19 protein-coding genes are annotated in these 17,662 nt (G+C 49.3%); 3 read left to right on the plus strand and 16 right to left on the minus strand.

What is annotated here, in order from left to right; translation table 11 throughout:
* Positions 1 to 38: 38 nt before the first annotated feature.
* The 7 genes from HNQ47_RS01220 to HNQ47_RS01250 all read right to left on the minus strand — a co-directional run bounded on the left by HNQ47_RS01220 (position 39) and on the right by HNQ47_RS01250 (position 3,979).
* Positions 39 to 359 (minus strand): ArsR/SmtB family transcription factor, encoded by a 321-nt coding sequence (locus HNQ47_RS01220; RefSeq protein ID WP_183326711.1) that lies wholly within the window; start codon positions 357 to 359, stop codon positions 39 to 41.
* Positions 360 to 673: 314 nt separating this feature from the next.
* Positions 674 to 1,981, minus strand: a complete 1,308-nt coding sequence (rlmD, locus tag HNQ47_RS01225) for a 23S rRNA (uracil(1939)-C(5))-methyltransferase RlmD (RefSeq protein ID WP_183326713.1) — start codon at positions 1,979 to 1,981, stop codon at positions 674 to 676.
* Positions 1,982 to 2,037: 56 nt separating this feature from the next.
* Positions 2,038 to 2,487 carry a flavodoxin gene (locus tag HNQ47_RS01230; protein WP_221247924.1) on the minus strand — a complete coding sequence of 150 codons (450 nt, stop codon included), beginning with the start codon at positions 2,485 to 2,487 and terminating at the stop codon, positions 2,038 to 2,040.
* 19 nt (positions 2,488 to 2,506) lie between these two features.
* Entirely contained in the window at positions 2,507 to 2,701 is a 195-nt protein-coding gene (locus tag HNQ47_RS01235; RefSeq protein WP_183326715.1) for a purine biosynthesis protein PurH, read from the minus strand.
* Positions 2,702 to 2,716: 15 nt separating this feature from the next.
* Positions 2,717 to 3,298: a manganese efflux pump MntP gene (locus HNQ47_RS01240; RefSeq protein WP_183326717.1), complete on the minus strand. Its 582-nt coding sequence runs from the start codon at positions 3,296 to 3,298 to the stop codon at positions 2,717 to 2,719.
* 229 nt (positions 3,299 to 3,527) lie between these two features.
* The gene (locus HNQ47_RS01245; protein WP_183326719.1) at positions 3,528 to 3,842 is read right to left on the minus strand and encodes a DMT family transporter; all 315 of its coding nucleotides are present in this window, start codon (positions 3,840 to 3,842) and stop codon (positions 3,528 to 3,530) included.
* Positions 3,824 to 3,979, minus strand: a complete 156-nt coding sequence (locus HNQ47_RS01250; RefSeq protein WP_183326721.1) for a hypothetical protein — start codon at positions 3,977 to 3,979, stop codon at positions 3,824 to 3,826. Before HNQ47_RS01250 ends, HNQ47_RS01245 begins: the two co-directional genes overlap by 19 nt.
* Positions 3,980 to 4,098: 119 nt before the next feature.
* Here HNQ47_RS01250 and HNQ47_RS01255 point away from each other — a divergent pair, with 119 nt between their 5' ends.
* Genes HNQ47_RS01255 through HNQ47_RS01265 form a run of 3 tightly spaced genes read left to right on the plus strand, consistent with a single transcriptional unit; the run spans position 4,099 to position 8,115 of the window.
* Positions 4,099 to 4,539: a MarR family winged helix-turn-helix transcriptional regulator gene (locus HNQ47_RS01255; RefSeq protein ID WP_183326723.1), complete on the plus strand. Its 441-nt coding sequence runs from the start codon at positions 4,099 to 4,101 to the stop codon at positions 4,537 to 4,539.
* Positions 4,536 to 6,278, plus strand: a complete 1,743-nt coding sequence (locus HNQ47_RS01260; RefSeq protein WP_183326725.1) for an ABC transporter ATP-binding protein — start codon at positions 4,536 to 4,538, stop codon at positions 6,276 to 6,278. The genes HNQ47_RS01255 and HNQ47_RS01260 overlap by 4 nt, the downstream gene beginning before the upstream one ends.
* The gene (locus HNQ47_RS01265; RefSeq protein WP_246345989.1) at positions 6,268 to 8,115 is read left to right on the plus strand and encodes an ABC transporter ATP-binding protein; all 1,848 of its coding nucleotides are present in this window, start codon (positions 6,268 to 6,270) and stop codon (positions 8,113 to 8,115) included. The genes HNQ47_RS01260 and HNQ47_RS01265 overlap by 11 nt, the downstream gene beginning before the upstream one ends.
* A gap of 40 nt (positions 8,116 to 8,155) precedes the next feature.
* Here the strand turns inward: HNQ47_RS01265 and HNQ47_RS01270 are convergent, their stop codons facing one another.
* From HNQ47_RS01270 to HNQ47_RS01310, 9 genes are all read right to left on the minus strand, one after another.
* Positions 8,156 to 8,917, minus strand: coding sequence for a DeoR/GlpR family DNA-binding transcription regulator (locus HNQ47_RS01270; RefSeq protein ID WP_183326729.1), 762 nt, complete (start codon positions 8,915 to 8,917; stop codon positions 8,156 to 8,158).
* A gap of 53 nt (positions 8,918 to 8,970) precedes the next feature.
* Positions 8,971 to 10,326, minus strand: coding sequence for a dicarboxylate/amino acid:cation symporter (locus tag HNQ47_RS01275; RefSeq protein WP_183326731.1), 1,356 nt, complete (start codon positions 10,324 to 10,326; stop codon positions 8,971 to 8,973).
* Between the two features lie 39 nt (positions 10,327 to 10,365).
* A complete protein-coding gene (gene ydjG, locus HNQ47_RS01280) occupies positions 10,366 to 11,352 on the minus strand; it encodes an NADH-dependent methylglyoxal reductase (protein WP_183326733.1) in 987 nt (328 codons plus the stop codon).
* Positions 11,353 to 11,367: 15 nt separating this feature from the next.
* Positions 11,368 to 12,336 carry a carbohydrate kinase family protein gene (locus HNQ47_RS01285; RefSeq protein ID WP_183326735.1) on the minus strand — a complete coding sequence of 323 codons (969 nt, stop codon included), beginning with the start codon at positions 12,334 to 12,336 and terminating at the stop codon, positions 11,368 to 11,370.
* 1 nt (position 12,337) lies between these two features.
* Positions 12,338 to 13,174 carry a class II fructose-bisphosphate aldolase gene (locus tag HNQ47_RS01290; RefSeq protein WP_183326737.1) on the minus strand — a complete coding sequence of 279 codons (837 nt, stop codon included), beginning with the start codon at positions 13,172 to 13,174 and terminating at the stop codon, positions 12,338 to 12,340.
* Positions 13,175 to 13,192: 18 nt separating this feature from the next.
* Positions 13,193 to 14,248 carry an NAD(P)-dependent alcohol dehydrogenase gene (locus HNQ47_RS01295; RefSeq protein WP_183326739.1) on the minus strand — a complete coding sequence of 352 codons (1,056 nt, stop codon included), beginning with the start codon at positions 14,246 to 14,248 and terminating at the stop codon, positions 13,193 to 13,195.
* 110 nt (positions 14,249 to 14,358) lie between these two features.
* A complete protein-coding gene (locus HNQ47_RS01300; protein ID WP_183326741.1) occupies positions 14,359 to 15,744 on the minus strand; it encodes an MFS transporter in 1,386 nt (461 codons plus the stop codon).
* Positions 15,745 to 15,762: 18 nt separating this feature from the next.
* On the minus strand, positions 15,763 to 16,449 hold the full coding sequence (locus tag HNQ47_RS01305) for a beta/alpha barrel domain-containing protein (protein WP_183326742.1): 687 nt from the start codon (positions 16,447 to 16,449) through the stop codon (positions 15,763 to 15,765).
* Between the two features lie 2 nt (positions 16,450 to 16,451).
* Positions 16,452 to 17,612 (minus strand): zinc-binding dehydrogenase, encoded by a 1,161-nt coding sequence (locus HNQ47_RS01310; RefSeq protein WP_183326744.1) that lies wholly within the window; start codon positions 17,610 to 17,612, stop codon positions 16,452 to 16,454.
* Between the last annotated feature and the right edge of the window lie 50 nt (positions 17,613 to 17,662).

Consider the following 17,662-nt stretch of genomic DNA (forward strand, 5'->3'; position numbering starts at 1 on the left):
AATCCCAAGGGACTGCCTATGTTAATGAAAGATATTGATTATTCCTTTTTCTTGCATCCGCAGGATACGCTCTCGTCCGTTTCGCAGTCACATCTTGCGTAGGAACCGATCATGTCCCGGAACTCCCTGACCCCGTCTGCGGAGATGGAGTAATGCATCCATTTTCCCTCTTTGTAGTAATCTACAAGTCCGCTGCCCGCAAGGATCTTCATGTGATGCGAAAGAGTCGGCTGTGTGATATTCAGTTCCTCCAGCAGATCACATCCGCACTTCTCCCCATGCTGGAGAGCAAGCATGATCGCAAGGCGGTTCTCATCTGTGAGTGCCTTTATTTTTTTGACGTCTTCTCTGAATCCCATGATTTTCACCTCCGAGAGATATACATATTATATCACACACATTTACAGTTGTCAATGTATGAATATAATATTATTTCAAAAAACTCCCCGACTCTGATGGCAGTGTGGGAGCCTTTTTCCGACATCTATCTCACAGCCACAACTACCCAACATCTAACTCGGCAACTCAACATAGTGACATCTATCGTGGCAACTCAACTCTAACACTTTTTGACCCAGATTGCCCTTCGATAAGTTACCGAGAAGCGTTTTGGCTGCCCAATGCCAAATTTGCCCGAGTGTCCGAAAACCGCAGTATTAGCGGGCTTTCGCGGCTATTTGCCGTCGACCCTTGACATCAATACTACCGTCTCCACGTGCAGCGTCATCGGGAACATATCCACCGGCTGGATCACTTTGCATTCATAGCCTTCCTGCTCATAAAGCTTGATATCCCGAGCCAATGTCTGCGGATTGCAGGAAATATAGACGATCTGCTCCGGCTGTAAGGTCACGATATCCCGAATGCCCTGCGCGGTCATGCCCTTGCGCGGCGGATCAACAAAGACGGCATCGACTCGTTTCTTCTTGGCGGCCATGCGCTTGGCAAATACCGATGCATCCTCGCAAACATAGGTACAATTCTCAATATGATTCAATGAACAGTTCTGCCGGGCATTCTCCACTGCTTCCGGAACAATCTCCACACCGGTCACATGATGCACATGGCTGGAAACCGCCATACCGATGGTACCGGTGCCCGCATACAGTTCCGCCACATCCATCGTTGGTTCCAGCTTCGCCATCCGGATCGCTGTCTGATACAAAACATCCATCTGTTCCGGATTGACTTGGTAGAACGATTTAAAATGCAGCTTCACCTGATTGCCGAGGCATTGATCTATTACGGAATCGGAGCCATACAAGACCTCATACTCACTGCCTAGGATCACATTATCCCTGCGTGTATTCCGATTGAAAACAATGCTTTGAATGGCAGGAAAACGCCGGATCAAAGTGCGGATCAGCGGTTTCCAATGATTCTTGTGTTCCCCGATGAATACGATCTGTGCCTGATGGGTCCGCGTGGTCCGGATCAGAATATGACGCAGACCTTCTGCCATCTCCGGCGTCAGCCGTTCCTGCAGGACTTGAAAAATCGCATTGATTTCTTCGGACTGGATCATACACTGATCACACGGGACAATATCGTTGGAATGCGAACGATAAAAACCCATGATGACCTGCCGGTTGCGGATCTGGACCGGGAACTGTGCCTTGTTCCGGTAATACGAAAAGGACGGTGCCGCCAGGATCGGCTGGACATTCTGCTCCGGAAACAGTGCTTCAATATGACGTTGTTTCCAAGCCAGCTGCGCCGGATAACGTAAGTGCTGCAGCTGACAGCCGCCGCATGTTTTCGCATAGGCACAAAGCGGCTCGATCCGATCCGGACTTGCCTGGATCAAATGTTCGATACGCCCGAAAGCGTATTTCTTCAGCACCTTGACAATGCGGATCTCGGCCTTCTCCCCCGGCAGCAGCTTCGGCACAAAAACCGCCCGGCCTTCGACCTTGACCACACCGGCCGCCAAGTTGGTATCATCGATACATGTCACTTCATACAATTCGTTCTTCTTCATTCTGCAGACCTTCCTGTTTGAAAAAAGCCCGGCGCAGTGCAGGCGCCGGACTTGTCTTATAAAATATCTTCCGTGACCGGACCGGACAGACGTTTACCGCCGACAAAATGCAGTTCCGGATACGTTTTCTTCATATGATCCAGTGCATAGCCGATCGGACTGCCGCCGGACGTTGCGAAGATCATGATGTCCTTTCCAGCTAAGTCATTCATTTCCATATACGTATTCACGACACGCGGTGCTACGCCCCACCAAATGGGAAAACCAATATAAATCGTATCGTACGCCGACAGATCCCGCTTTTGATTCAAGATCTCCGGACGTGAAGACTCATTCGTCATTTCCAAAGAACTGCGGCTCTGTTTATTCCGCCAGTCCAAGTCTTCCGGTGTGTACGATACAGCCGGTTTGATTTCCTCCAGATCTGCATGCACAGCAGCCGCTAATTCCTCTGCCCGCTGACGGGTTATACCGCTCGCGGAAAAATACACAACCAATTTTTTCATGATGCCTCTCCTTTATGTTTTATTTTGACAAACGCGATTCATCAAATGTGCGATTGATCTCGCTCAGTTCTTTTTTGCCTTCAATGTACTCATCATACATCTTTATGATACCGCAGGCACAGCTGTCACACAATCCATCTATATTGCCCAGTGACCGTCGGACAATTTCTTCCCTTTCGGCTCGTGTGGTATCTTTGATCCGTACGCTTTTCATACTTCCATTCTACACCTAAAGCAGCCCGGTGATAAATATTTCCAAACCGATGCCGATCAGGATCAGACCGCCTACCAGATTGGCACGTCCCGCCAGCATCGTTCCAAACTTCCTGCCGATCCGGATCCCGATCAAAGAAATGATCCATGTCACGATGCCGATCAACAGAGAGGAAAGCAAAGCCGCCGGAAAGGAATACTCCGCCAGCGTAAAGCCTACAGATAACGCATCGATCGAAGTTGCGATGCCCTGCATGATCAGCTCCCGCACGCCCAGCTTTGATTGTTCTTCGGTTTCTTCCGTTTTTTTGAAACTTTCCACCAACATCGATCCCCCGATATAACACAACAAGATCAGTGCAATCCACGGGATCATCTGCCGGAACAGATCAAAATATTCAGCGATCGTCAGCACACAGATCCAGCCGATCATCGGCATCAGAAACTGAAAGCCTGCATAGGTTCCGGCAATGGCCATCATGCGTCCTTTTGACATCTTGGGCTCATGCAGACCATTGGTCATCGACACACAGAATGCATCCATTGCCAATCCGATGCCCAACATGATACTGTTAAAAATAAATAAAACCGGATTCATCGTGTTTCACCTCTCCGCATAAAAAATACCTGCGGCAGATGCCGCAGGGCTGATGCATACATACAGGCTCCATGCAGGCAATGCGTCAAGACGCTATCTGCCGTACATGAGTCTCGCAATTTCAGAACAAGCCAGATCCCTCGATCAGTGTGTTGACTTGCCGCTCACTTGAGCCTGCTACTCCCTCATGAGACGAAAACAGTATACCTTAAAAGACCATTGCCGTCAATCACGCGAACAATTTCAATCCAACGATCCCGGCCCCGATCATCACGATGCAGAAAATCTGCACCGGGCTCAAAGTTTCCTGAAACAGGACCCATCCAAGAATGCTGGTGCCGATCATACCGAATCCGGTCCACATCGCATAGGTCGTATTCAACGGCAGTTTTTTCAGCGCCAGCGATAAAAATACTGCACTGGCTATATAACCGACCGCTGTCAATATCGAGGGCAGCAACTTAGAAAACCCGCAGGACATTTTCATTGTCGTCGCCCATGTCACTTCCAGCACGCCTGCACAAATCAGATAAAACCATTCCATCGTTCTGCCTCCTTAACAAAAAAACGATATTCGTTTTCTGTATCTTCTAAGGCCTGACGACACAGAAACAAATATCGTTCAATGAATTGCTTCATTTGACCGATGGCTGCCCGGCGGCAGCCGATTCGATTATCCATATTCTACCCAATATAAAAATATTTTTCAAGAACATGTATTTTGGTTGACATTTGTGCGGTTCTGTCTTAATATATAGCAGGCTATATAGTTAGCTATGTATTTTGAACGGAGGGATTCCATGGAACATGAATTTGGCTACGGCTACTATATCAAACGGATCCAGCTGGCTTTGCAGAAGAATGCCGACGATGCGCTGCGCAAATATGAACTGACACGCAGCCAAGTCGAGATCCTGCACTTTCTCAAAACCAATCAAGATCGAAACATCTCGCAAAAAGATGTTCAGGATTTCCTGCACATCTCGAATCCAAGTGTGACTGGATTGGTCAATCGTCTGGAAGCGAAAGGATTCATTTATCGCAGCACCGACGAACGGGACCGGCGCGTGCGTTACCTACATCTGGATCAAAAAGCCAAACAAATGAACCGGGACTTGATCCGAAGTTTTCATAACTATGAAGCCAAATTGGTAGAAAACATGACCGAAGAAGAGCAGGAAACGCTCTATCGGCTGTTAAAATTAATGCTTCATAATATCGAAAAGGAGGAATCCGAATGATACGAACCATACTCAATCAGGTCAAAGAATATAAAAAAGCTTCCTGGCTGGCACCAGCCTGGGTCGCCCTGGAAGTCATCTTGGAAGTATTTATTCCGTATATGCTTTCGATCATGATCGATCAAGGCATCAACCAAGGCAACGTCAACGTCGTGATCCGCTGTGCCGTGATCATGTTGATCGCATCGTTTATTTCCTTGTTTGCCGGCTTCCAAAGCGGTAAATACGCCGCCATCGCTTCCAGCGGTCTGGCGAAGAATCTGCGGAAAGCCGAATACAAAAACATTCAGAACTTTTCCTTCAAGGAAATCGATTCCTATTCGAACAGTTCTCTGATCACCCGTATGACGACGGATATCACCAATGTCCAGAATGCCTACATGATGGTCATCCGTACTTGTGTCCGGGCGCCATTGATGTTGGTGGCATCGTTGTTCATGACCTTCCGCATCAGTCCGGCGATCGGCCGATGGTTCTTATGGGCCGTGATCTTTCTGGGCATCGTGCTGTTTTCGGTCACCATCATCGTTCATCCGATCTTCAATCGTTTATTCCGTGAATATGACCAGTTAAACAAAAGCATCCAGGAAAACGTCAACGGCATCCGGGTCGTGAAAGCTTATGTACGGGAACCGTATGAAAACGAACGCTTTGCCCGCGAAAGCTCGATCATTTTCAAGATCCAGCGCCGCGCCGAGCGCATCCTGACCATCAACTCCCCGGCCATGCAGCTGACGGCCTACTTCCTGATCATTGCGATCTCCTGGTTCGGTGCGCATATGATCGTTTCGAACACGTTTACCACCGGCGGTCTGGTTACCTTATTTACCTATATCATGAACATCCTGATGTCCTTGATGATGCTTTCGATGGTCATGGTCATGATCGTCATGTCGATTGCTTCCGGCGAGCGTATTGCGGAAATCATCAATCAGAAAAGCTCACTGGTTTCTCCGGAAAACGGTTTGACCGAAGTAGCGGACGGTTCGATCGACTTTCAGAATGTTTATTTCAATTACGGCAAGAACGACCAAGCCGATGAATATGTGCTGTCCAATATCAATCTGCACATTCCATCGGGCAGCACCATCGGTATATTAGGCCCGACCGGCAGTTCCAAATCCAGCCTGGTCCAGTTGATCCCAAGACTGTACGATGTCACAGCCGGTGAAGTAAAAGTGGCCGGACGCAACGTCAAAGAATACGATCTGGATACTCTGCGCAACAACGTTGCGATGGTCCTGCAGAAAAACGTTCTGTTTTCCGGAACGATCAAAGAAAATATGCGCTGGGGCAACGCCCAGGCAACCGATGAGCAAATCGAAGCCGCCTGCAAGCTGGCCCAGGCCGATGAATTCATTCAGAAAATGCCGGATAAATACGACACCTATATTGAACGAGGCGGCGCCAACGTTTCCGGCGGACAGCGCCAGCGCCTCTGCATCGCACGCGCCCTGCTGAAAGAACCGAAGATCCTGATCCTCGATGATTCCACATCCGCGGTCGATACGAAGACCGATGCCCTGATCCGGCAGGCTTTCCGCGATCAGATCCCGAATACGACCAAGCTCATCATCGCGCAGCGGATCAGCTCCGTGCAGGATGCGGATCAAATCGTGATGCTGGATAACGGAAAGATCCAGGCTGTCGGTACACACGATGAATTGATGCAGACCAACGCAACCTACCGTGAAATTTATGAAACTCAGCAGAAAGGCGGTGACTTTGATGAAAACTAACAGCTTGAAACGACTGCTGAAAGACACCTTCAGCAATAACAAAGCCCGCTGTCTGGCCGTGCTGGCCTTGATCATCGTTTCTGCCTATGCCAATGTGCGCGGCAGCATGTTCATGCAGAACCTGGTCGACGACTACATCACACCGATGCTGCAAAGCAATCATCCGGACTTTGGTCCTTTGACCGCAGCAATCCTGAAAATGGTAGCTATCTACGCCGTCGGCGTGCTGGCCACCTGGCTGTACAACTGGATCAGCGTATCCATTTCCATGCGTACCTTAAAGGGTGTGCGTGATGATTTGTTCCAGCACATGGAAGCCCTGCCGATTTCGTATTTCGACACCCACGCGCACGGCGACATCATGTCTGTCTATACGAATGATACGGATACATTGCGGCAGATCCTTTCTCAAAGTATCCCAATGGCTGTCAACTCCCTGGTGACGATCATTTCCGTGACCATCACGATGTTGATCTTAAATGTGCCGATGGCCTGCTTTACGCTGGGCATGGGCGTGATCATGATCATCGCCTCCCGAAATGTCTCCAGAAAGTCCTCCCACTATTTCCGCGGTCAGCAGAAAAGCCTGGGCAAAGTGGATGGATTTATCGAAGAGATGATGGAAGGCAGCAAGGTCATCAAAGTCTTTACGCATGAGCAGCAAAGCATCGAAGACTTCAATAAGATCAATGACCAGCTCTTTGAAGATGCATCCAATGCCAATAAATACGCCAACGTGTTGATGCCGATCTTAGGCAACCTGGGCTATATTTCCCTGGTCATCAACGCCTTAGGCGGTTCGCTGCTGGCCATCCATGGCATGGCCGGACTGACATTAGGAACGATCGCTGCCTTTGTACAGCTGAACCGTTCTTTCAACGGCCCGATCGGACAGATCTCTACACAGCTGAACGCGATTGTCATGGCCGGTGCCGGTGCAGAACGGATCTATGAGTTATTGGATGCGCCGGTGGAAGTCGATGAAGGCCGGGTCACATTGGTCAACGGCAAAAAGGTCAACGGCCAGTGGGTCGAATGCAACGAACATACGAATCATTGGTTCTGGCGGCATCCGCATGACAACGGCATTGAATATGTCGAACTGAAAGGTGATGTCCGTTTCCATGATGTCTACTTCAGCTACACGCCGGATAAAGAGATCCTCCACGATATCAATCTGTTTGCCAAACCAGGCCAGAAGATTGCCTTCGTCGGCGCGACCGGTGCCGGCAAGACGACCATCACCAATTTGATCAACCGCTTCTATGACATCCAGAAAGGCTCGATCACCTACGACGGTATCGATGTCAAACTGATCAAAAAGGCTGATTTACGCCGCAGCTTAGGCATCGTCCTGCAGGATGTGAACCTGTTCAGCGGCACGATCATGGACAACATCCGCTACGGCAACCTGAATGCGACCGATGACGAATGCATCGCAGCGGCCAAACTGGCCAATGCCCATGATTTCATCAAGCATCTGGAACATGGCTATCAGACACAGATCGACGGCACGGGTGAAAATCTGTCGCAAGGACAGCGGCAGCTGATTTCCATTGCCCGAGCGGCAGTAGCCGATCCGCCGGTCTTGATCCTCGATGAAGCGACCAGTTCCATCGATACTCATACGGAAAAAATCGTACAGGACGGCATGGATAAACTGATGGCCGGACGGACCGTCTTTGTGATCGCGCATCGTCTGTCGACGATCCAGAACTCCAATGCGATCATGGTCCTGGACAACGGACGCATCATTGAACGCGGCGATCACGATGATCTGCTTCGTCAAAAAGGCGTCTACTACCAGCTGTATACCGGCAAGAAAGCCAACGCATAAAAAAGATCCCTCCGATCAAAGGATCGGAGGGATCATTGTTTTATTCAGGATAGATCAGTTGTACATGTTCCGCTTCCAGGATATCGACCCATTCATCCGACGGCCGGCAGTCGGTCACCAGATAATCGATCTGCGCAAAGCTGCTCAGCTTGATAAAAGCCGTCTGATCAAACTTTGTATGATCCGCCATCAGCATCACACGGTCAGCGTGCTTCAGCATTTCTTTCTTGATTTCGGTTTCTCCCTCATACGAATCCAGAACTCCTTGGCTACGGATCAGGCCTTTGCATCCGATCACGGCCAATTTCGCATTGAAATTACGGATCGCATTCTTGGTTACTTCCCCTTGAAAGGACATCGAATTGTTATTGAAGATCCCGCCGGTCGAGATCACATGCATCTTGATATTCGCCGGATCAAGAAACAGCTCCGCTGAATTCGTCACCACGATCATATCCGGATCATCCTGTATCAGCCGCATCGCTTCCAGCACCGTACTGCTCGCATCCGCAAAGAGGATCGTATACGGCCGGATCACTTCCGCCGCAGATACTGCCAGCTTGCGCTTGGCTTCCAGATTCCGTTTCTGCCGATGATAAAAGTACACGCCTTCAAAACGGATGGACTCGTTCCAAATGGCTCCGCCATGGACCCGTGTGACCATACCGACAGCTTCCAGTTTATCCAGATCGCGGCGCACTGTTTCCTGCGTGATGTTCCACTTCTGACTCAATTCCGATACAGTAACTTTCCCTTGGTCATGAATGTATTGCTGCATTTCGTCAATTCGATGATTTGCCATTTTCTAACCTCTTGGGATTATTGTACCGCTTTCCTGTATTTCCTGTCAAAAACCTATTTACTTGGCTCTTTATAGTAAATTTCTTTGTTTAATACACCTTCTTTGACACAAACGATCACATTGGTTGCCGCATCGCCGATCACATTCAGCGTAATAACAGCCATGCCCGGTAAATAATTCATCGCCAAGACCAGTGAATAGCCGATCATGCACAATTCCGAGTTCAAACCTAAGCCCATCATGATAATATACACCATCGTCGTACCGGCAACCGGAATGGCCGGTGTACCCATGGCTGTACAAATCGACAGGAACGCAGCTGTCACCAACATTGACGGCGTCACATCAATTCCCGCCGCGGTCGCAATAAACGTGATCGCGATCATGTGCATCGCTGTGGTACCGTTCATATTGACAGTCATACCGGTCGGCAGGATAAAGCTGGAAATTTCTTCCGAACAGCCTAATTCATCCACACAAGTCTTTGTATTTAATGGCAGCGTTGCAGCCGATGAATTGGTAGCCGCTGCGAACATACCCACTTTGAATACCTTCTTCATGAATGGAATCGGGTTTAATCGGGTGGTTAAGAAGATACCAATTGGGTAGATCGTGCTCACCAGGATCAGACTGACGACGATCGTCGTTGCCATCCATACAAATGTCGGTCCGATGTATTCCGTACCATAAACGGCCAAAGCGCGCGTGATCATGCAGAAGATCGCATACGGTCCGATGCGATTGATCAAAAAATTCAGATACATCTGGATCACATCATTTAAATTCTGGATCACGTTCTTCAGCGGATCACATTTCTCGCCCATGTGCGACATGCACAATCCTAAGATCAAGGCGACGACCACCACCGCTAAGATCGAGCTATTGGATGTAAAAGCTTCAAAAATATTGCTCGGGACGGCATTGATCAAAGTCACCAGCGGATTGTAGCTGTCCATCGTGGAAATTTCCGTTGCCTGGTTTGCCGGCAGATCCACAGAAAACCAGCCCATTGTCTTGACAAAATAGGCGGCCGTTCCTGCCAGTGCGGCAGCAACGACATAGAAACAAATGTAGGTTAAGAAAGTCTTTCCGGCAATGCGGCTCAGCTTTTTTGGATCGCCCAATGAGCAGATCGCCAACGACAGCGAAGTCAGCACCAACGGTACGATCGCCATCTGCAGTCCGCGCATAAACAGCTGACTGACAATATAGAACAGGCCGATGCCTTCAAATCCTTTGGTTTCGGAAATGTCCTGGAACAAAACGGCATCCAGGACGCGCCATACGGAACTGGACGAGCCGCCCAGGGCATTGCGCAAGGCGATCATTAAAAATCCGCATACAAAACCCAGGCCGACTGCCCACATCATACGCCGTACGATTGAGGTCTTTTTTCGTTTCTCTTTCATTTACTGCTCCTTTTTCGCACGACATCCTTCCTTTTTATTCTATCGATCCAATGCTTCCGCCATTGCGCGCATCTTCTTGTTGTCTTCTTCCGACAATACGATGTCTGCCGCTACGGCGTTCATCTTTACCTCATCCGGTGTCGTAGCTCCGGTCAGTAGGTTGATGGAGGATCCTTGGTTCATGATCCAAGCCAGGCATAATGCCGGAATCGATGCGTTGTATTTTTCTGCCAGCGGCTTCCATGCATCCAACATATCGATGACTCGTTCCATGTTGCCCGGCTGCCACCATTTCTTATTGGCACGCGCATTACCTGGTTCCGGACGATAATCTTTTGAAATGGTTCCAGTCAGCAGACCTTGTTCCAGTGGGGAATACGCCTGCATCGTGATCTTGTTTTCCACGCATAACGGAATCAATTCTTTTTCAACTGCACGATCCAATACACTGTATTTGCCTTGTACCAGATCCAGCTCACAGTATTTCAGATATTCCTTGATCTGATCAATGCTGACGTTCGCTGCACCGATGGCACGGATCTTGCCTTCTTTTTTCAGCTCGTTCAAGGTTTCGACCGTATCTTTGATCGGTGTTTCGAACGGCGGCACGGACGGCCAGTGTGTCATATACAAATCGATGTGGTCTGTCTGCAGACGTTCCAATGACTCCTCTACTTCCAGACGGATCGATTCCGGTGTCAGCAGTTTATACAGCTGACGGTCGCCGACTTTGTTCCAAGGCGTTCCCTTCCGGGTCCAGACGACCCCGCATTTGGTGACCAATACGACCTTGTCACGATCAACCTTTTTCAATGCTTTCCCGACGATGCGTTCACTGTTGCCGAAATTGTATCCCGGTGCCGTATCGATCAAGTTGATGCCCTGATTGACCGCTTCTACGATCGTATCAATGCAGCGCTGTTCATCTAAGTCGCCGCTCCATGCCGGTCCGCCGCCGATGGCCCACGTACCTAATCCCATCTTGGACACTTGAATGCCCGAACTTCCTAACTCTTCGTATCTCATCTTGATTCCTTCCTTCTATTTCGTAATGTTGTACTGACGGCGATATTCTGCCAGACGTTCGTCAAACATGGCACGGTTTTTCAAACCGGCCGTTGCCCCGATGCTTTGAATAGCGATCGAAGCTGCAACATTGCCGTACTGGCCGCATTCTTCTACGCTCTTTCCCTCCAACAAGCCGGTAATAAAACCGGATGCGAAGTTGTCTCCGGCACCGATGGTGTCCAGTGCAGTGATGCCTTTGACAGCCGGCACGATCAGATTGGTGCCGTCACTGCCGTAAATAAAGACACCGCGTTTGCCAATTTTAATGACGGCATGTTTTACACCGTAGGAAATGATCTTTTTGGCCACTTTTTCTAAATCGGTTTCACCGGTCATCAGCTGTGCTTCATCCACATTTGGGAAGAAGTAATCTACATAACTCAGCGCTTCCTTGAAACCATCAAAGGTTTCCTGCAGCCGCGGTTTGATCATATCTGCGACAATGATCATGCCGGCTTCTTTTGCCTTACGGAAGATCTTGACCAAAGCATCGTTATCCAGCAGCGGATTGTTGAAAAAGCTTGCCAAGGAAAGGATCTTTGCCTGCGGGATCAGATCGAGATCAACATCATCGATATTCATCTTCCACAAACTGCCGTTTAAATTCGTGATGAACGTCCGTTCACCGTTGGCTGTGACCAAGCCAATATTGATGGATGTGTCCACGCCGGGACGCAGCACGACCCCTGTATGATCGATGCCTTCTTTTTCACAATGTTCCACGATGTATTTACCGACCGCATCATCACCGGCCATACTGATGAGGCCGACCTTATGACCGAGCCGGGAAATGATCGTGCTTTCGTTGATGGCATCGCCGCCGATGGTCATCGAGATCTGCTCCAGCGGATACGACTCAATATCGAAGACATTCTTACTGACGGGTGTCAGCGGAATGTCTACAATTGCCGCACCGACACAAATGACGTCGAGCGATTTCATATTAGTTTGCCTTGCCGTCGTCTCCAAATAAGCGAATCTTATACAGAGCGCGCTCTTTAATGGCAGCCCGTACCGCACGTTCCAGTTCCAGGAATGGCTTGTCGGTATTTTTATTGATGGCTTCCATCGCTGCCTGGCACAATTCTGTATGAATATTGATCTTGGCGATTCCCAATGAAATGCACTTTCGGATATCTTCATCTCCGATACCGCTGGCACCGTGCAGGACCAACGGCACGTCGACTGCATCGCGGCAGGCCTTGACGACATCGAAGTTCAGTTTCGGTTCTGAACTATAGACACCGTGCACATTGCCGATCGCAACAGCCAAAGAATCACAGCCCGTACGTTCAACAAATTCTGCCGCCTGGCTCGGGTCTGTGTACTTATAACCGCTCAATGCTTCTTCATAAACTGTTTCATTGCCGACATGGCCCAGTTCTGCTTCTACCGGGATACCCAGCGGATGGAAATAATCCACAGCTGTTTTGATTTCTTTGATGTTTTCTTCAAACGGCAGGGCCGAAGCATCCCGCATCACGGAGTTCATGCCGTGATTATAGGCATTCTGGATGATTTCCATGCTGCGGCCATGATCCCAGTGACAAATCACCGGTACGCTGGCTGCTTTGGCCATCGATACCATCATGTTGGAGAAATCCTCAAACGATGTGTTGCCGACAAAACCGGTTCCGAATGAAATGATGATCGGTGCTTTTGCTTCTTCCGCTGCATCGATTACGCCCATCAGCATTTCTGCATTCCATACATTAAAATGCGGAATGGCATATTTACCTTCTTTTGCTTTGTTTTCCCAATAACGAATATCCGCTAACATATCTATGTTCCACCCTTTCTATTCATCGCCGGCGATCTTGATGACCCCTTTGACCATATTTGCTTTCTTTTCCGGATCGATGGCTTCGCTGAATGCTTTCTGTACATCTTCAAACGGATAGACATTCGTCACCATGTCCTTGACATTGAATTTACCCGTTGCGATGGCTTCGATCGTCTGCGGGTAGTTGTTGCAGTAACGGAACGAAGTCTGGATCGTGACTTCACGGTTGATCTTCAGGAAATCGATCGGTACCGGTTTGGACTGCGTGCCGACCATCATGATCTTGCCGCCGCGGGCAACCACCTGAACGGCCTGATTGGCTGTAAAGGCAGAACCAGCACATTCAAAGACCAGATCTACACCGTGATCTCCAAAGTTTTCTTCACTGCGTAAAACTTCCACCGCATTTTCATCCTTGCCGTTGATGACTGCTTTCGCACCAAGTTTCAATGCCAGATCCAGGCGTTTCTGCAGAACATCGACAACGGTAATATCCGTCGCGCCCAACGAACGGCAGGCCTGCAAAGTCATCAGACCGATCGTTCCGCCGCCGAAGATCACGATGTGGCTGCCTAATGTTGCACCGCCTAAGATGGCCGCATGCATACCGACGGAAGCTGGTTCCACCAAAGCGCCTTCCATCAGGCTCATGCCTTCCGGCAGCGGGTAGCACCATTCTTCCGGATGTGTCATATATTCTGTCAGCGCACCGCGGTAATTCGGCTGCGTGGCCATGAAATCAACATCCGGGCAGATATTATAGCGTCCGGTCCGGCAGTATTCACACGTATCATCCGGTACACCCGGTTCAACGATGACCTGATCACCGACTTTGAATTTCTTGACATCTTTGCCGACTTTGACAACGGTGCCGGCCAGTTCATGGCCCAGACCAATTTCCTGGTTCGGATCTTTCGGAGGAATAAAAGGACCGAACTCAAAGCCGTGAATGTCGCTGCCGCACATACCGACGTAAGCGACTTTAATTAATACTTCATGGTCATTTGGTTCCGGGATCGGAGCTTCTTTGATGACCATTTTTTTAGGATGTTCTAAGATTGCTTTTTTCATATTATTTTCTTCTTTCTATCTATGAAAACCATCGGATACAGGCGGTAAATACATGGATTCTAAATACTGGAAAGGAATTGAACTTGCCTGTATCGATGGATTTCGGTTTATTAATCGACGTTTCCGATATCTTCAACGGATTCACCGCGGGTCTCGACGCCTAAGAATGCAACACCGATCGCGATGATCGCAGCGACGATGGCCAGCAGAACGAAGACATAACTGGAACTCTGGGCTGCCAGCGCTGTTACTAAGAATGGGAAGAAAACGTTGCTGACACGTCCCATCGCATTACAGAAACCTGAACCGGACATCTTTGCCGAGGTCGGCCACATTTCCGGTACATATACAGCACTCGCGTAGCAGACATACATATAGATGATCGTGTTCATCAGGAACATCAAGACGATCAATCCGGTCATTCCGACCCAGCCGTTCATGGTCGCCATACCGATGATGATACCGAAGCCGGCCATGCCGATCAGTAAGAGGATTCCCATTTTCTTCCGCGGTACTTTATCCATGATCAAGGAAGCGATAAAGATGCCGAACGGTGCACCGAATAAGCCGAATACTGTCATGAACTGCGACTGTGAAGTATCATAGCCAAGTCCGGAAAGCAGCGACGGCATCCAGTTCATCAAGGTATACTGAATAGTGTTCATACCGATCAGAACCAACGAACCGACAATGGTGCGGCGCAGCAGTTTGCCATGGAACAAAGCACGATACGGCAGACGTTTTACCGGTGCCGGTTCGGCTTCGATCGGCGGCAGCGGCTTGCCAGTTTCGGCTTCGATTTCTTTTTCAACTGCTGTAACGATCGCATCGGCTTCTTCCACACGACCCTGGCTTTCCAGCCAACGCGGACTTTCTGGGAATTTTTTCCAGATCAGGATCGTTGCGATGATCGATAAGATCGACGGGATCATAAATTCCACACGCCAGTTCAAATCATAATCCATGCCGGACATGATCAGCAGCAGTGCGATCAAGTTGCAGATTGGATGCGCCCAGTTGCCGATAAAGGAGGTACGGCTTGACCAAGTTCCGCGGTTGCGGCCCGGAACATATTCCGTAAATCCGGCAAACAAGACAACCAACAATGCACCCAGCGCAAATCCTTGCAGCAGACGGAATACGTATAATACGTAGACATTCGGTGACAAGGCAGCACCGATCATCACGATGATGTGCATGATCTCATAGACGATGATCGAACGTTTCCGGCCGATCTTATCGCCGATCGGACCGCCGATCAGTGCGCCGAACAATTGGCCCACCGTATAGGTCGTTCCCCATAAAGCCAGCAGCGTCGTGCCTGGTTTCAGCCAGTGCAGTTCATTCAGCAGAATATTTTGTACGGCTCCGCCGATACCGTTTGACCAGCATACCAACAAGGCAAATGCGGTTACCAGCCACATTTTTGTATGCCAGCGTGAATTCGGCAGGCGGTCCAGCCGCGCGCCGATATTCGCTCCCTTTGTTTCGTTCATTCTGTAAATTCTCCTTCTTTAATGATTTAATGCTTGATCCACTTCGTGCTCCATGATGTCCCAGGCCTTTTCAATATCCGGATCTTTATTCCATAATGCCGGCGGACCTAAAACAACAACGTCGGCACCCGCTTCATATAGCGGCCGATAGATATCTTTATTCATGGAACCGTCCGCTTCGATCAGGAAATCCAGTCCCTGTTCTTTGCGCCAGCGTGCCAACGTGCGGATCTTGTCATACATTGGTTCGATGACCTTCTGACCGGCATAGCCGGCATCCACGATCATGATGGTCACTTTTGACAACAGCGGCAGATAATAACGGATGGCATCCAGGGAAGAAGCCGGGTTCAGTGCAACACCGGCTTTGCATCCCAGGCTGCGGATCTTATTGAAGGTGACAAATGCATCGCTTTCAATGCAGTCGGTATGCGGCGTGATGTAAGCCGCACCGGCTTTGGCGCATTCTTCAAGGATCCACTGCGGATGTTTGACCATCAGATGCGCATCCATCGGTGTGGATACATGTGGTTTTAATGCCTGCATGAAATCCGGACCGATGCTGTAGGTTTTTACATAATTGCCGTCTTTGATGTCAATGTGCAGAAAGTCCGCCCGCTGATCGATGTATTCGACTTGATGCGCAAAATCAAACAAGTCGCAGCATCCCATCGACGGGGCTAACAGTAGTTTCTTTTCCGCCATGATCAGAATTCGTAATCGTTCGGTGTTGCTTCTTCACCGTATTCTGCAACGTCTTTATCGTCTTCGTCATAATGGAAGATGACCTTGACAGCAGATTTGTCAGCCATGGCTTTGAAGCCTTCTTTCCATTGCGACAGACCCAAACGATGTGTGATCATCGGCTGTACCTGGACAGCGCCGCTCTTCAGCAGACGGATGCATTCACGCCATGAAGTAGAATCATATGCCTGATGGCCGATGATGCTTTTATTCATTTCCGTAATATTATTGATCGAGAATTCCAACGGTTTGAAGCCCATGCCGACACGGACCACTTCGCCGTTCGGGCGTAACATTTCCAGTGCCTGCTTCATCGCAATATTGGCACCGGAACATTCAATGACCAGGCCTAAGTTATCGCGTCCGCAGATCTCCAGGCAGCGTTTCACAACATCTTCTTTGGAGCCATTGACACAATGAGTTGCACCGACCTGACGGGCAATCGGGAAACGCGTTTCCACATCTTCCTGCAAACCGACCATCACGATGTTGACGGCACCCATGATGCGGGCAATCTGAACGGAGAATAATCCCAGCGGACCGGTACCGAAGACAACAACATCCTGACCTGGCAGCAGGCTGGACTGCTGAGCAACTGCTTTATAAGCATTGGCAATCGGATCCAATACAGCTGCTTCTTCGTATTTCACACCTTCCGGAATTTCCCAGATCGCATGCGGATGCAGTTTCAAGATACCGCCCGGGATCTTTGCATATTTTGTGAATCCGCCGGAACCGCCGAATACTTTGTAATTATGATCCAGTCCCAGTCCGCTGCGATGTTCACATAACATGAAGTCGCCGCGTTCGCAGGCCGGACATTTGCCGCACGCCTGACCGCTGTTATCCGAAACAACACGCTGACCGACTTTCCAGTCTTTGACGTTTTCACCGACTTTGACGATGACGCCGGAGAATTCATGGCCGCGGATCGAATCCAATTCTTGAGAATGATTTTCATTGTTCAGATCTGCGTACCAGTGTTTCATATCAGCACCGCAGATCGCGGCTGCCTTTAATTTGATAATGATGTCATCCGGACCGCATACCGGAGCTTCCAGATCAATGTAATGGTATCCACCAAATTCACCTTGATCACTGCAATAACGAGTTAATGCTTTCATGATTTCCTCCTTTTTGGTTCTGTCTTTGATTCAGAAACCGTTTTCATTCT

This window comes from Catenisphaera adipataccumulans (genome assembly GCF_014202755.1).
Lineage (GTDB): Bacteria > Bacillota_I > Bacilli_A > Erysipelotrichales > Erysipelotrichaceae > Catenisphaera > Catenisphaera adipataccumulans.

Coding starts and splice junctions, on each gene's coding strand:
- HNQ47_RS01220 (WP_183326711.1), bottom strand. CDS start 359: ATGGGATTCAGAGAAGACGTCAAAAAAATAAAGGCACTCACAGATGAG.
- rlmD (WP_183326713.1), bottom strand. CDS start 1,981: ATGAAGAAGAACGAATTGTATGAAGTGACATGTATCGATGATACCAAC.
- HNQ47_RS01230 (WP_221247924.1), bottom strand. CDS start 2,487: ATGAAAAAATTGGTTGTGTATTTTTCCGCGAGCGGTATAACCCGTCAG.
- HNQ47_RS01235 (WP_183326715.1), bottom strand. CDS start 2,701: ATGAAAAGCGTACGGATCAAAGATACCACACGAGCCGAAAGGGAAGAA.
- HNQ47_RS01240 (WP_183326717.1), bottom strand. CDS start 3,298: ATGAATCCGGTTTTATTTATTTTTAACAGTATCATGTTGGGCATCGGA.
- HNQ47_RS01245 (WP_183326719.1), bottom strand. CDS start 3,842: ATGGAATGGTTTTATCTGATTTGTGCAGGCGTGCTGGAAGTGACATGG.
- HNQ47_RS01250 (WP_183326721.1), bottom strand. CDS start 3,979: ATGGATAATCGAATCGGCTGCCGCCGGGCAGCCATCGGTCAAATGAAG.
- HNQ47_RS01255 (WP_183326723.1), top strand. CDS start 4,099: ATGGAACATGAATTTGGCTACGGCTACTATATCAAACGGATCCAGCTG.
- HNQ47_RS01260 (WP_183326725.1), top strand. CDS start 4,536: ATGATACGAACCATACTCAATCAGGTCAAAGAATATAAAAAAGCTTCC.
- HNQ47_RS01265 (WP_246345989.1), top strand. CDS start 6,268: ATGAAAACTAACAGCTTGAAACGACTGCTGAAAGACACCTTCAGCAAT.
- HNQ47_RS01270 (WP_183326729.1), bottom strand. CDS start 8,917: ATGGCAAATCATCGAATTGACGAAATGCAGCAATACATTCATGACCAA.
- HNQ47_RS01275 (WP_183326731.1), bottom strand. CDS start 10,326: ATGAAAGAGAAACGAAAAAAGACCTCAATCGTACGGCGTATGATGTGG.
- ydjG (WP_183326733.1), bottom strand. CDS start 11,352: ATGAGATACGAAGAGTTAGGAAGTTCGGGCATTCAAGTGTCCAAGATG.
- HNQ47_RS01285 (WP_183326735.1), bottom strand. CDS start 12,336: ATGAAATCGCTCGACGTCATTTGTGTCGGTGCGGCAATTGTAGACATT.
- HNQ47_RS01290 (WP_183326737.1), bottom strand. CDS start 13,174: ATGTTAGCGGATATTCGTTATTGGGAAAACAAAGCAAAAGAAGGTAAA.
- HNQ47_RS01295 (WP_183326739.1), bottom strand. CDS start 14,248: ATGAAAAAAGCAATCTTAGAACATCCTAAAAAAATGGTCATCAAAGAA.
- HNQ47_RS01300 (WP_183326741.1), bottom strand. CDS start 15,744: ATGAACGAAACAAAGGGAGCGAATATCGGCGCGCGGCTGGACCGCCTG.
- HNQ47_RS01305 (WP_183326742.1), bottom strand. CDS start 16,449: ATGGCGGAAAAGAAACTACTGTTAGCCCCGTCGATGGGATGCTGCGAC.
- HNQ47_RS01310 (WP_183326744.1), bottom strand. CDS start 17,612: ATGAAAGCATTAACTCGTTATTGCAGTGATCAAGGTGAATTTGGTGGA.